Below are 14,491 nucleotides of genomic sequence, written 5' to 3'. Positions count from 1 at the left end.
CTGGGCAAGCGACAGCCCGAAGGCCCGCCGCCCGCACCGGCGGTGCAGCGCATCCGACTGCGCTACACCAAGCGCGGCCGCCTCCGGTTCACCAGCCACCGTGACTTCCAGCGCGCCTTCGAGCGCGCCCTGCGCCGCGCCGAGGTGCCCATGGCGTACTCGGCCGGCTTCACCCCCCACCCCAAGGTGTCGTACGCCAACGCCGCCCCGACCGGTACCGGCTCCGAGGCCGAGTACCTGGAGATCGCCCTCACCGAGGCCCGCGACCCGGAGACCCTGCGGGCCCTGCTCGACGAGTCCCTCCCGGTCGGCCTCGACATCACCGACGCCGTCGAGGCCCGCACCTCGGGCCTCGCCGACCGGCTCACCGCCTCCGTCTGGGAGCTGCGCCTCGAAGGCGTCGCCCCCGAGGCGGCGGAGAAGGCCGTCGAGGCGTTTCTCGCGGCCGAGACCGTGGAAGTACAGCGCAAGACGAAGAACGGCGTCCGCACCTTCGACACCCGTTCCGCGGTCACCGAGCTGACGGCCGTCCGTCCCCAGGGCGACCCCCGGGAAGATGGGCCGCTGGACAGCGCCTGTGCGATACTGCGGCTGGTTGTTCGGCACGTGACACCTGCCGTACGACCCGACGACGTCCTGTCCGGTCTCCGAGCTGTGGCCGACCTGGCGCCGCCGGTCCCCGCCGCGGTGACCAGGCTGGCGCAGGGGCTCTTCGACGAGGAGTCCGGCACGGTGACCGACCCGCTCGCGCCCGACCGCGAGGCAGTCACGGCCGCTTCACCCACGGCCGCCGTGACCGCCCCGGCGACGGCGCCGGGTACGGACACCGCGTAGGGAGCGGTCGTCGCAGCGCAGCCCTGGCACTCGGGAGCCACCTGGGTCGGGCCGCGCACTGACCAGAAGACTTTCGCCAGGCCGTCCGCACAGGGCGTACGGAACCGGCGAGCCAGACATACAGCTCCCGTGCGGCGCCCGCGCCCCGGACGGCGGCACCTCGCCCCAGGCGTGACCGTGCCGCCGGACCGGAACCAGACGCGGCGCCCGGGAGCGTGACGGGAGAACCCCGGATGCCCGAGTCCAACGAAGACACCAATGCCCCCGGTGACAAGCTGCCGCCGCGCCGCAGGCGCCGCGCCGCTTCCCGCCCCGCCGGTCCGCCGGTGACGGGCGCGACCGCCGAGACCCCGGCCGCCGACGCGCCGGAGGCCGTCGAGGTCACCCGGTCGGCCCCCGAGCCGGCCGCCCCGGCCGAAGCCGAGGCCGCCCCCGCGCCGCGCACCCGCCGCCGGGCCACCCGCAAGGCCACCGCGCCCGCCGTGGAGACGGCGGAGACGGTCGAGACGGTCGAGACCACAGCGCCGGCCGAGACCCCGGCGCGGACGCCCGAGCCGGTCGCGGAGACCGCGCCCCCGGCCGCCGAGGAGGCCCCCGAGGCCGCTCCGGCGCGCCCGGCCCGCCGCCGTGCCACCCGTAAGGCCACCGCTCCGGTGACCTCCCCGGCGGAGACCGCCGAGGCCCCCGCTCCCTCCGCGCCTTCCGCGCCCGAGGCCGCCGAGCCGGTCGCCGAGGCCGCCGAGGAGGCCGCTCCGCCGGCCCGTACCCGCCGCCGTGCCACCCGTAAGGCCACCGCGCCGGTGACCTCCCCGGAGGAGACCGCCGCGCCCGCCGCCGAGCCGGTCGCACAGGCCGCCGCGCCCGAGGCCGCCCCGGTCGAAGCCGAGGCCGCCCCCGCGCCGCGCACTCGCCGCCGCGCCACCCGCAAGGCCACCTCTCCCGAGCCGGTCGCCGAGACGCCGGCCGCCGAGGCGGTCGCCGAGACGCCCGCCGCCGGTGAGTCGCTGCCCGAGGCCGCCGTCGCGCAGATCGCCGCCGACGAGACCGAGGTCGCCGCCGCCGAGACCGCCGCCACGCGCGGTCGCGGCCGCCGCCGGGTCACCTCGCCGCAGTTCACCTCCGAGCCGGCCCCGGCCCGCGAGCCGCGCCGTGCCGCGCGCCCCGCCGTCGCCGTCTTCCAGGCCCCGGTGTTCGCCGAGCCGATGTTCCAGACCCCGGAGACGGCCGCCGCGGCCGCCGCCGCCGTGCCCGCGGAGCCGGAGGCCGACGAGGTCGACGAGACGGAGGAGACCGTCGGGACGGTCGAGGCCGAGGAGACCCCCGAGGCCGCCCCGGCCGCCGCTTCCGAGACCGGCTCCCGCCGCCGTCGCCGCCGTCGCGGCGAGCCCGTCGCCGACGAGCCCGAGGTCGAGGCCGCCGCCGACGAGGCCGAGGAGGCGGAGGAGACCGAGGAGACGGACGAGTACGAGGACCGTCCCTCCCGCCGCCGTCGCCGTGGCGGCCGCCGTCGCCGTCGCGGTGAGCTCGCCGAGGTCGAGGAGACCGAGGAGGGCGAGGAGCCGCACGCCGAGGACGAGTCCGAGGAGACCGAGGACGGCGAGGAGGAGTCCGAGGACTCCGAGGGCCTCGCCGGAGGCTCCAGCAGCTCCCGCCGTCGCCGTCGCCGCCGCCGTCGCAGCGGGGACGCCTCCGCCGACGCCGAGACGGGCGACGAGGACGGCGTCCGTACGGTCGTCAAGGTCCGCGAGCCCCGCCCGGCCCGCGAGAAGGCCGAGCCCGGCACCGGCGCCGACGAGGTCCAGTCCATCAAGGGCTCGACCCGCCTGGAGGCCAAGAAGCAGCGCCGCCGCGAGGGCCGCGAGCAGGGCCGCCGCCGCGTCCCGATCATCACCGAGGCCGAGTTCCTCGCCCGCCGCGAGGCCGTCGAGCGCGTCATGGTCGTCCGCCAGAGCGGCGAGCGCACCCAGATCGGCGTCCTGGAAGACAACGTGCTCGTCGAGCACTACGTCAACAAGGAGCAGGCCACCTCGTACGTCGGCAACGTCTACCTGGGCAAGGTCCAGAACGTCCTGCCGTCCATGGAGGCCGCCTTCGTCGACATCGGCAAGGGCCGCAACGCCGTCCTGTACGCCGGCGAGGTCAACTTCGAGGCGCTCGGCATGGGCCACGGCCCGCGCCGCATCGAGTCCGCCCTCAAGTCCGGCCAGTCGGTCCTCGTCCAGGTCACGAAGGACCCGATCGGCCACAAGGGCGCCCGTCTGACCAGCCAGGTCTCCCTGCCCGGCCGCTACCTCGTGTACGTGCCCGAGGGCTCGATGACCGGCATCAGCCGCAAGCTCCCCGACACCGAGCGCGCGCGCCTGAAGACCATCCTCAAGAAGATCGTCCCCGAGGACGCGGGCGTCATCGTGCGCACCGCCGCCGAGGGCGCGAGCGAGGACGAGCTGCGCCGCGACGTCGAGCGCCTGCAGGCGCAGTGGGAGGACATCCAGAAGAAGGCGAAGAGCGGCAACGCCCCGACGCTGCTCTACGGCGAGCCGGACATGACCGTCCGGGTCGTCCGCGACATCTTCAACGAGGACTTCTCCAAGGTCATCGTCAGCGGCGACGACGCGTGGGAGACCATCCACGGGTACGTCGGCCACGTCGCCCCGGACCTGACCGACCGCCTGTCCAAGTGGACGAGCGAGGTCGACGTCTTCGCGACGTACCGGATCGACGAGCAGCTGATGAAGGCGCTCGACCGCAAGGTCTGGCTGCCGTCCGGCGGTTCGCTGGTGATCGACAAGACCGAGGCGATGATCGTCGTCGACGTCAACACCGGCAAGTTCACCGGCCAGGGCGGCAACCTGGAGGAGACCGTCACCAGGAACAACCTGGAGGCGGCCGAGGAGATCGTGCGCCAGCTGCGGCTGCGCGACCTCGGCGGCATCGTCGTCATCGACTTCATCGACATGGTCCTGGAGTCCAACCGCGACCTGGTGCTGCGCCGCCTCCTGGAGTGCCTGGGCCGGGACCGGACCAAGCACCAGGTGGCCGAGGTCACCTCGCTCGGCCTGGTCCAGATGACCCGCAAGCGGGTCGGCCAGGGCCTCCTGGAGTCCTTCTCCGAGACCTGCGTCCACTGCAACGGGCGCGGCGTCATCGTGCACATGGAGCAGCCGACCACCTCCGGCGGCGGTGGCGGCGGCAAGCGCGCGAAGAAGCGCGGCCGCGGCGGGGACGGACACGTCCACGAGCACGCCGAGGCGGTGGAGACCGGCGCCGAGGACGCGGCCCAGGAGGTCGAGACCGAGGCCGAGGTCGCCGCGGAGCTGGCCGCCCCGGTGGCCGTGCCGGTGCCGATCGCCCCGGACGAGGAGCTGTACGGCTCCGTCGCCGAGGCGGAGGCGGCCGCCACGCGTGGCCGTGGCCGCCGCCGGGCGACCCGTCGGGTGACCGCTCCGGTCGCCTCGACGCCGGTCGCCCCGACGCCGGTCGCCCCGGCCCCGGTCGTCGAGACCGTGACGGAGGCCGTCGTGACCGAGCCCGTGGCCGAGCCGGCCGCCGGTCCGGAGGCCGTCGAGCCCGAGGCCGCTCCCGTGGCGGAGACCGAGGCCGTGGTGGAGACCGTGGTCGAGGAGCCGGCCGCCCCGGCCCCGCGCGGCCGCCGCCGTGCCACCCGCCGGGCGACCTCCCCGGTCGTCTCGACCACGGAGCCGGCCGAGCCGGTCACCGTCGTGGAGACCGAGACCGTCGCGGCACCGGTCGCGGAGCCGGAGCCCGTCGTGGCCGAGGAGCCCGCCCCGGAGCCGGCCGCCGAGTCCGCCGCCGAGGAGGCCCCCGTGGCCGCCCCGCCGCGCGCCCGCCGCCGGGTGGTCCGCAAGGCCACTGCCCCGGCCGGTTCGCCCACGGCCGCCGAGGAGGCCGCCGTCGTCGTGGTCGCCGCGACCCCGGCCGCGGAGACCGAGCCCGCCGAGCCCGAGGCCGAGGCCGAGCCCGCCCCCGCCAAGAAGACGGCGGCGCGCAAGACCACGGCGAAGAAGGCCACGGCGAAGAAGGCCGCCACCAAGAAGACGGCGGCGACCAAGAAGACCGCGGCGAAGAAGACGACGACCGCCAAGAAGACCACGGCCAAGAAGGCGGTGGAGAAGACCTCCGCCCCGGCCCAGGACTGACCGGCGGGCGCGGGCCGCCTCCTCCCGGACGGAGGGGGCGGCCCGTACCGCTCGGGCGAATTTGACCCTCCGCGTCGGCCGCCCGTAACCTAGACCGTCGGCGTGTCTGTCGAGACGCCGCGCCTCTGAGCACCTCCCTCCCGCTCGTCGGGAGAGGCCGCTCGTCCGATTCCGGAACGCCGCGGGCCCCCGGGCCCGTGTGAGCGGCTGGCTTCAGAGGTTTCGATCCCGAGTGAGAGAGAGATCCGCGTGTACGCCATCGTGCGCAGCGGTGGTCGCCAGCACAAGGTTGCTGTCGGCGACATCGTTGAGGTTGACAAGATTTCCACTGCCAAGGTTGGCGACACGGTCGAGCTCTCGACCCTGCTCGTTGTCGACGGCGACGCCGTGACCAGCGACCCGTGGGTCCTGGCCGGCATCAAGGTCACGGCCGAGGTCGTGGACCACCACAAGGGCGCCAAGATCGACATCCTGCGCTACAAGAACAAGACCGGCTACCGCCGTCGCCAGGGTCACCGTCAGCAGTACACGGCGATCAAGGTCACCGGTATCCCCGCGGCTGCGAAGTAAGAGGGACTGAGACATGGCACACAAGAAGGGCGCATCGTCCACCCGGAACGGGCGCGACTCCAATGCCCAGCGGCTCGGCGTGAAGCGCTTCGGCGGTCAGGTCGTCAACGCGGGTGAGATCCTGGTCCGCCAGCGCGGCACCCACTTCCACCCCGGCGCGGGCGTCGGCCGTGGCGGCGACGACACGCTGTTCGCCCTGCAGGCCGGTTCGGTGCAGTTCGGCACCCACCGTGGCCGCAAGGTCGTGAACATCGTTCCGGTCGCCTGATCGGATCTTTTGCGGAGGCGGACCTCACTTCCCGGCAAGGGAAGCGGGTCCGCCTTTCGCGTGTTACTAGATAGACATTCCGTACGTAATAAACGTCATCAATGGAGGCACCCCCATGACCACCTTCGTGGACCGCGTCGAGCTGCACGTCGCCGCGGGTAACGGAGGCCACGGCTGCGCCTCCGTTCACCGGGAGAAGTTCAAGCCGCTCGGCGGACCCGACGGCGGCAACGGCGGCCGCGGCGGCGACGTGATCCTGGTCGTCGACCAGGCGGTCACCACGCTCCTCGACTATCACCACTCCCCGCACCGCAAGGCCACCAACGGCCAGCCCGGCGCCGGTGACAACCGCTCCGGCAAGGACGGCCAGGACCTGGTCCTGACCGTGCCCGACGGCACCGTCGTCCTCGACAAGCAGGGCAACGTCCTCGCGGACCTGGTCGGCCAGGGCACCACCTTCGTCGCGGGCCAGGGCGGCCGCGGCGGCCTCGGCAACGCGGCGCTGTCCTCCGCGCGCCGCAAGGCCCCCGGCTTCGCGCTCCTCGGCGAGCCCGGCGAGGCGCGGGACGTCGTCCTGGAGCTCAAGACCGTCGCCGACGTGGCCCTCGTCGGCTACCCGAGCGCCGGCAAGTCCTCGCTGATCTCGGTCCTGTCGGCCGCCAAGCCGAAGATCGCGGACTACCCCTTCACCACGCTCGTCCCGAACCTGGGCGTCGTCACCGCCGGTTCGACCGTCTACACCATCGCCGACGTCCCGGGTCTGATTCCGGGCGCCAGCCAGGGCCGCGGCCTGGGCCTGGAGTTCCTCCGCCACGTGGAGCGCTGCTCGGTCCTCGTCCACGTCCTGGACACGGCGACGCTGGAGTCCGACCGCGACCCGGTCTCCGACCTCGACATCATCGAGGAGGAGCTGAGGCAGTACGGCGGCCTGGAGGACCGGCCCCGGATCGTCGTCCTCAACAAGATCGACATCCCGGACGGCCAGGACCTCGCGGACATGATCCGCCCGGACCTGGAGGAGCGCGGCTACCAGGTGTTCGAGGTATCCGCCGTGGCCCGCACCGGTCTGAAGGAGCTCTCCTTCGCCCTCGCCGGCATCGTGGCCGAGGCGCGCGCGGCCAAGCCGAAGGAGGAGGCGACCCGGATCGTCATCCGCCCGAAGGCCGTCGACGAGAGCGGCTTCACGGTCACGTACGACGAGGCCGAGGAGGTGTACCGGGTGCGCGGCGAGAAGCCGGAGCGCTGGGTCCGCCAGACCGACTTCAACAACGACGAGGCCGTGGGCTACCTGGCCGACCGCCTCAACCGCCTCGGCGTCGAGGACGCCCTGATGAAGGCGGGCGCCCGCGCGGGCGACGGCGTCGCGATCGGCTCCGAGGAGAACGCGGTCGTCTTCGACTGGGAGCCCAGCATGATGGCCGGCGCCGAGATGCTCGGCCGCCGGGGCGAGGACCACCGCCTGGAGGCCCCCCGCCCCGCGGCCCAGCGCCGCCGCGACCGCGACGCCGAGCGCTCCGACCCGCAGCGCGAGTTCGACGAGTTCAACCCGTTCTGACGGGCCCCCGGCCCGTTCCGACGAGGTCGGGAGCCCCCCGACCGGCCGCGGGCCGGGCCGGGGGGCTCCCGTAGGATCCTGAGCGTGAGTACCGTTCCCCCGCCCGAGACCGCAGGCAGGCTCAGCGTCGTCGTCATCGTCCACAACGACGAGGAGCTGGTCGGCGAGGCCATCAGGTCCGCGCTCGACCAGGGGCCCGTGGTGGCCGAGGTCGTGGCGGTCGACGACTGTTCCGGCGACGGCACGGCGCGGGTGCTCGACGAGCTCGCCGCCCTGCACCCCCGGCTGCGGGTGGTGCACCGCACGGAGAACAGCGGCGGCTGCGGCACCCCGCGCAACGACGGCGTCCGGGCCGCCACCGCCCCGTACGTCATGTTCCTCGACAGCGACGACGTCCTGCCGGCCGGCGCCGCCGAGGCCCTGGTCGCCGCCGCGGAGCGGCACAGCGCCCCCGTCGCCGTCGGCGTCTGCGTGCGCCGTGAACTCCCCGAGGGCAGGGACGTGCGCTGGCAGCCCGGCCTCTACCGGGAACCGGCCGTCCTGGAGACGCCGGAGGAGCTGCGCCCCCTCGTCCACGACACCCTCTGCGTCAACAAGGTCTACGACCGCGCCTTCCTCGACGCGCACGGCATCCGCTTCCCCGACGGCCGGTTCGTCTACGAGGACTTCCTCTTCACCGCCCGGGTGTACGCCGCCGCCCCCCGCGTCGCCGTGATCCCCGACACCGTCTACGTCTGGCACGTCCGCCGGACCGCCGCCCGGCTGTCGATCTCCCTCGACCGGCAGGGCGTCTCCAACTGGCGGGCCCGGATCGCCGCCCACCGCGCGGCCGTCGAGACCTTCGCGGAGGCGGGACGGACGGAACTCGCCGCCGCCTGTCGCACCAAGTTCCTCGAACACGACCTCCGGATGTACGCCAGGGACCTGCGACTGCGCGACGCCGCCCACCGCGTCGAGTGGTGGAGGATCACCCGCGAGCACCTGGCCGGCTTCCGGGAGCCGGAGATCGCCGCCGCCACCGCCCCCGCCCGCTGGGCCGCCCGCTTCCTGCTGGCCGCCGACGAGCCGCGCGACCTGCTCCGGCTGTCCCGGCTGTGCGCCACCCCGGCCCGGCTGCTCCCGCCGTACGCCGGCACCCCGGCCGCCGCCGTCTGGTCCGACGACCTGCCGGAGGCCCGCCTCGACGGCATGGACCGGCTGCCGCTGGACGAGCTGCCGCTCGTCGTCGACGCCGTCCTGCGCACCGGAGACGGCGGCGACCTGCGCTTCACGGTTCGGGACCTGTACGGACGGCTGGCCGAGGCTCGCCCCCGCACCGCCGAACTCGCCTTCCTGCCGCGCGGCGACACCGAGCCCGCCCGCACCGAACGGGTCGAACTGAGCCCCGTGACCGGGTCCGAGGGGACGGCGGGCGGCTGGACGGCCCGGGTCCCCGTCCGGTTCACCGGACTTGCCGGAGCCGGGCGGCGGCGCGGCCGTCAGGGCGTCCAGATGTGGGACGTCACCGCCACGGTGACCTGTGCGAGCGGCGAGTCGTACACCACCTCTCTCCGGCCGCCGGACGGATCCCAGAGGCGGTCGGTCCTTCCGAGCAGCCGCTACGGTGTACTCCTGGTGCAGCAGTACGCCACGGCGAACGGCTCGCTGGCGGTACGGATCGCGCCCGGTGCCCGGGACGGTTTCCGGGCGGTCGGAGCCCGGATCCGCCGGCTCGTCCGCAGTTCTCAGTGAAAGGTTTGGGCGCTATGACTTATCTGATCACCGGCGGCGCCGGATACATCGGCTCGCACGTGGTCCGCGCCATGACGCGGGCGGGCGAGCGGGTCGTCGTCCTCGACGACCTGTCCACGGGCTACGAGTCGCGGGTGCCGGAGGGCGTGCCCCTGGTGGTCGGTTCGACGCTCGACCGCGAGGTCCTGGACCGCACGATCGCCGAGCACGGCGTGACCGGCGTCGTCCACCTCGCAGCCAAGAAGCAGGTCGGCGAGTCCGTCGAACTGCCGCTGCACTACTACCGGGAGAACGTCACCGGTCTCACGGTCCTCCTGGAGGCCGTCGCCGCCGCCGGCGTGCGCAACTTCCTCTTCTCCTCCTCCGCCTCCGTCTACGGGATGCCGGACGTCGACCTCGTCACCGAGGAGACCCCCTGCCTGCCGCTGAGCCCGTACGGCGAGACGAAGCTGGCGGGCGAGTGGCTGGTCCGCGCGACCGGCGCCGCCCACGGCATCTCCACGGCCTGCCTGCGCTACTTCAACGTGGCCGGCGCGGCGACCCCCGAGCTGGCGGACACCGGGATCTTCAACCTGGTCCCGATGGTCTTCGAGCGTCTGGACGCGGGGGAGGCCCCGCGGATCTTCGGCGACGACTACGACACCCCCGACGGCACCTGCGTCCGCGACTACATCCACGTCGAGGACCTGGCCGACGCGCACCTCGTCGCCGCGCGCAAGCTCGCGGAGTGGGCCGACGCGGGCGCGCCGCGCGACCTGACGGTCAACATCGGCCGCGGCGAAGGCGTCTCCGTCACCGAGATGGTGGCACTGATCAACGAGATCACCGGCCACACCACCGAGCCCCTCGTCACCCCGCGCCGCCCCGGCGACCCCGCCCGGGTCGTGGCCTCCGCCGACCGCATCGCCACCGAGCTGGGCTGGAAGGCCCGCCACGACGTCCGCGACATGATCGGCTCGGCCTGGGAGGGCTGGGTCGCGAACCGCGCGGTCCCGGTCGGCGGCTGACCGGTCCGCGACCACCGACGACACACACGGGAGCGCCCGGCCGGATCATCCGGCCGGGCGCTCCTCGTGGTGGTCGGGGGCTAGTCGCTCAGGAGGGCGAAGAGGTTCTCCCAGCGGTTCATGACCTCGTCGGCCGAGTACCGCTGGATGTCGACGCGGGCGCGCTCGCCCATGCCGTCGCGCAGTTCCTTGTCCGAGATCAGCTCGTCGAGCCGGCGCGCGAACTCGCTGGTGTTGCCCGGCGCCACGAGGAGGCCGTTCTCGCCGTCGGTGATGATCTCCCGGACACCGGGAGCCACGTTGAAGGCGACACAGGGCACGGCGGTGGCCATGGCCTCCATCAGAGCGAGGGGGAAGCCCTCGCCGCGCGAGGAGAGCGCGAAGAGCGAGCTCTCCCGGAGTGCGCCCGGGACGTCGCTGGTGCGCCCCATCCACTCCACCGAGCCCGTGAGGCCCAGGCTCTCGCACTGCTGCCTGAGCGCTTCCTCCTCCTCGCCGGAGCCGTACACGCGCAGGGTCCAGTCGGGGTGGCGGGGGGCGACCTCGGCCCAGGCGTCGAGGAGCATGTCGACGCCCTTCTCCTCGTGCAGCCGCCCGATGCTGACCACCCGCTTGGCGGTGCGGGGGGACGGCTCGTCGGGGAAGAAGGGCAGCGGGTTCGGCATGGCGGCGACGTTGTCGAAGCGCTGCCGGATCCACAGGTCGACGTCCTCGCGGGTCAGCGTGAGCATCCGGTCGACGTCCTTGTAGTACTTCTTGACCCGGTGGAAGCGCGAGGACGCCCGGCAGGTCTGGAAGGACTCGTGGCTCATGCCGATCACCCGGGCCCCGGAGGTGTCCGCGAGCGCGACCCACTCCATGGCCCACACCTGCGTCACGATCACGACGGCGCCGGGGCGGGCGGCCCGGAACAGCCGGGTGAGCTTCGCGGCCTGCTCCGCCATGCCCGCCTCGCGTGCGGCCCTGCGGCGGCGCTCGACCAGATCGAGCTTGCCCTTGAGGCCGCGGAGCGGCTTGAGGCTCGGCGGGTGGACGTCGTACAGCGTGGTGGTCCGGTAGGGCAGGTCGCCGCCGAGATCGGCACGCCGGTTCTCGGGGACGGGGACCACGCCCACCACGTGGACCGTGTGGCCGCGCTCCGTGAAGAGGCGGGCCACCTGGTGCGACCAGCTGGTGATGCCGCCCAGCTCGTCGACGCTGTTGGAGACGATGAAGATGTCCCGCGTGCCGGCGGCGTTCCGCGCGGTCCCGGGTTCGGTCGTCAGGGTGCTGGTCGGGTTGGACATCAACGGCTCCACCGGGGCGAGAAGAACTGGTCGACGATGGTCTTGGCGGCGGTGCCCCGGTCGTACTCGCCGAACTCCGCGACGAAGCACTTGCGGACGTCGGCGTACTCCCGGTCCTGCGCCTCCAGGTTCCGCAGCTCCCCGTAGAACTCCTCCTCCGTGCGGAAGACGGGTCCGGGGGCCTTCTCGAGCAGGTCGAAGTAGGTGCCCCGGCCCTCGTGGACGTAGTCCTCGTAGTCGTACGTGAAGAAGAGCATCGGCCGGTCGAGCAGCGCGTAGTCGAACATCACGGAGGAGTAGTCCGTGATCAGGGCGTCGGCGAGCTCCATGAACGGCATCACGTCGTGGTACTTGGAGACGTCGATGACCTTGCCCTCGACCTCGGGCGGCAGCGTCACGTGGTTGAGGTAGTGCGCGCGCACCAGCAGGACGTAGCGGTCGCCGAACTCCTCGGCGAAGGCCTCCACGTCGAACGGCAGCTGGAAGCGGCTCGCCCCGCGGCCCGCCGTACGGAACGTGGGGGCGTACAGCAGGACGGTCTTGTCCGCCGGGATGCCCAGCTCTTCGGCGAGCGGTCCACGCACCCGGGTGCCGGTCTCCTCCTCGCGCAGCCGCGTCTGGACGAGCACGTCGTTGCGCGGGTAGCCGGAGCGCAGCAGCACCTGGTCCTTCAGCCTGAAGGCCTTGGCCAGTGTCCGGGCGTCGTGCTCCGTGCGCACCAGGAAGTGGTCGAAGCGGTCCAGGTACTTCTGCTCCGCCGCCTGCTGCTGACGGGTCTTCGCCTTGAGGGAGGGCTGGTCGAAGCCCATCTTCTTCAGGGCGGAGCCGTGCCAGGTCTGGATGTACGTGGTCTCGGGGCGCTTGGCGAGACGGAGCGGGTAGCTCTGGTTGTCCACCCAGAACTCGGCCCGCGCCAGGGCCTTCAGGTAGGGCATCGACCAGCGGCGCACCAGCTCGACGCCCTCGGGGAAGCCGGTCGGCGTCCCCGTGTATGACCAGATGGCCTCGAATTCGAGGCCCTGCCGGATCATCTCCTCGTAGATCGCGCGCGGGCTGTCGCTGTACTGCTTGCCGAGGTGGCTCTCGAAGACGACGGTCCGCTTCTTCACGGGCAGCCGGCTGTAGACCTCGTGGTAGAGCCGCAGCTTCGTCTCGTCGGACTTGAGGGTCTTGCGCAGTTCCTTGGCCTTGCGGTAGCCGGACTTCGCCAGCTTGCCGGGCCTGCCGCGCACCCCGCGCAGGATCAGCTCCTCGATCCGCTCGCTGTTCTGCCGGCTGGACACCAGGCGGAAGGCGAGGTGGCCCTTGGCGGTGGCGTGCGGTTCTATGCGGTCGGCGACCAGACGGGTCAGCCGGGGCTTGATCGGGAAGGCCTCGCCGCCGAGGTCGGGATCCTCGATGGTGAGCCGGGTCCGTGTGCGCTCCCCGTCGACGTCCAGGTCGAGCCGGACGTCCCAGACGGAGTCGATGACGCCGAGCGGGCGCAGTCCGGCGCTGAGGTCGGCCTCGGCCTCCCAGTGGATGCTCCGGCCGTCGTGGCGGAGCGTCTTGACGGGGAAGACGAAGGTCTGCAGGCTGCGGCGGCGCGCCCGGAACTCCAGGCGTCCTTCGAGCCGGGCCTCGGGCGTGATGACGCCGAGCGGGTTGTTGATCCGGCCGGTGAGCCGGACGGTGCCCCCGGACTGCTCGTACGTGGTCAGCAGGTTGCGCAGGAAGAGCTTGCCGATCGGCTTCTTGTGGTACCCGAAGTCGGTGACGTCGAGGACCCTGCGGCCGAACTCGTCGTCGAGGTGATCGGCGCACCAGTAGACGCGCTCGTCCTCCTCGAAGAGCGGCGCGGACACCTTGTCGCGGTGGAACAGCGTGTCCACGGCGGGCAGCAGGTTGCCCCAGTCGCCCTTCTCCAGCAGGTACGCGCAGATCGACTGGATCGGCTGGGCCCTGAAGTACGCCTCGCGGTCCAGCTCCTGGAGGTAGCCGCGGGAGAGCTCGGCGAATTCGCGACGGAAGGATTCGTCACGGAAGGGCAGGTCGCGGAGGTGGAGGACCAGGTCGTGCTTGAGGAACTTGACGTCCTTCGCCTGCCGGAGCTCGGTCATGCCGTGCTCGTCGAGCAGCGCGTCGATCCGGCGGTGGATCTCCAGCCGGTGGATGTAGTTCGTCATCTCGTGACGGCTGTTGGTCACCGACTTGACCTGGGCGTTCTGGTGGACGTGCCAGAAATAGACCTGGTTCGGGATGAGGGTGATCCTCTTCGCGGCGAGGTACGCCTCCGCGATGAACATCAGGTCCTCGTAGAACATCCCCTTGGGGAAGCGGAGGTCGTTCTCCAGGAGGAAGTCGCGCCGGTAGCACTTGTTGGTCGAGAGCGTGTCCCAGACGAAGAGATCGGGGAGCTCGGTGATCGATTCGAGCGTGCGCGTCTGGCGGTAGAGCCAGGAGTACCACTCGTCGCGCTTCTGGTTGGCGGTGTCCTTGTGGAGACGCACGCACAGGCCCGAGACCATGTCGGCCTCGGTCTCCTCCGCGGCCGAGACCATGTTGAGGCAGGCGTTGAGCTCCAGCACGTCGTCACTGTCGAGGAACATGACGTAGCGGCCCCGCGCGTGGCCGATGCCGACGTTGCGGGGCTCGCCGCCCGCACCGCTGTTCTCGGGCAGCTGGTACGCACGGACCAGGTCGGGGTGCGCAGCTGCCAGGTTCTGGGCGACCGTGAAAGTGTCGTCGCTGCTGCAGTCGTCGACGATCACCACTTCGATGCTCTTCAGGGTCTGGTCCAGTACGGACTGGACAGCAGCCGGAAGACGCTCCGCATCGTTGTAGGCGATGACGATCACTGAGACGTCAGGCACTGGCACCTCGATCCACTTTTCATTCCTTCAGACACACCCAAGCTACCTGGTGCGAGCAAGCTGTTCGTCCCGGTCTCCGGCCGGGGCGGGAGCGCTCGCCCCCCATCGTTACCCGTTCGGAAGCGAACGCGCCGCAACCGGCGGGGCGGAGCGGGAGTCCGCCGTACGGCGGGATGCCGTCGTACCGCGGAACGCGGGCCGGAATCCACCGCAGATCAACCCATACCCCAC

At 72.4% G+C, this 14,491-nt stretch carries 9 protein-coding genes; 7 read left to right on the top strand and 2 right to left on the bottom strand.

From position 1 onward, the window contains the following. Positions 1-42 precede the first annotated feature (42 nt). From ACIQD7_RS15080 to galE, 7 genes are all read left to right on the top strand, one after another. Positions 43-834, top strand: coding sequence for a TIGR03936 family radical SAM-associated protein (locus ACIQD7_RS15080; RefSeq protein ID WP_402441892.1), 792 nt, complete (start codon positions 43-45; stop codon positions 832-834). A gap of 233 nt (positions 835-1,067) precedes the next feature. Beyond that, entirely contained in the window at positions 1,068-4,991 is a 3,924-nt protein-coding gene (locus ACIQD7_RS15075; RefSeq protein ID WP_402441890.1) for an Rne/Rng family ribonuclease, read from the top strand. Between the two features lie 249 nt (positions 4,992-5,240). Next, complete coding sequence (gene rplU, locus ACIQD7_RS15070; RefSeq protein ID WP_015033583.1) at positions 5,241-5,561, top strand: 50S ribosomal protein L21; 321 nt, start codon at positions 5,241-5,243, stop codon at positions 5,559-5,561. 13 nt (positions 5,562-5,574) lie between these two features. After that, entirely contained in the window at positions 5,575-5,829 is a 255-nt protein-coding gene (rpmA, locus tag ACIQD7_RS15065) for a 50S ribosomal protein L27 (protein ID WP_010041940.1), read from the top strand. 115 nt (positions 5,830-5,944) lie between these two features. Next, the gene (obgE, locus tag ACIQD7_RS15060; RefSeq protein ID WP_121833927.1) at positions 5,945-7,384 is read left to right on the top strand and encodes a GTPase ObgE; all 1,440 of its coding nucleotides are present in this window, start codon (positions 5,945-5,947) and stop codon (positions 7,382-7,384) included. An 84-nt stretch (positions 7,385-7,468) separates the two neighbouring features. After that, the gene (locus ACIQD7_RS15055) at positions 7,469-9,115 is read left to right on the top strand and encodes a glycosyltransferase family 2 protein (protein ID WP_402441888.1); all 1,647 of its coding nucleotides are present in this window, start codon (positions 7,469-7,471) and stop codon (positions 9,113-9,115) included. A 14-nt stretch (positions 9,116-9,129) separates the two neighbouring features. Next, on the top strand, positions 9,130-10,122 hold the full coding sequence (galE, locus tag ACIQD7_RS15050; RefSeq protein WP_402441887.1) for a UDP-glucose 4-epimerase GalE: 993 nt from the start codon (positions 9,130-9,132) through the stop codon (positions 10,120-10,122). Between the two features lie 80 nt (positions 10,123-10,202). Here the strand turns inward: galE and ACIQD7_RS15045 are convergent, their stop codons facing one another. Together ACIQD7_RS15045 and ACIQD7_RS15040 are read right to left on the bottom strand one after the other, a co-directional pair. Then, positions 10,203-11,408 carry a glycosyltransferase gene (locus ACIQD7_RS15045; protein ID WP_402441886.1) on the bottom strand — a complete coding sequence of 402 codons (1,206 nt, stop codon included), beginning with the start codon at positions 11,406-11,408 and terminating at the stop codon, positions 10,203-10,205. Next, complete coding sequence (locus tag ACIQD7_RS15040; protein ID WP_402441884.1) at positions 11,408-14,260, bottom strand: CDP-glycerol glycerophosphotransferase family protein; 2,853 nt, start codon at positions 14,258-14,260, stop codon at positions 11,408-11,410. Before ACIQD7_RS15040 ends, ACIQD7_RS15045 begins: the two co-directional genes overlap by 1 nt. Positions 14,261-14,491 lie beyond the last annotated feature (231 nt).

Origin of the sequence: Streptomyces sp. NPDC093071, from assembly GCF_044754545.1 — a bacterium.
Lineage (GTDB): Bacteria > Actinomycetota > Actinomycetes > Streptomycetales > Streptomycetaceae > Streptomyces.
Note: the sequence above shows the minus strand (reverse complement) of the source record. Positions and strands in the feature narration are given on the sequence as shown.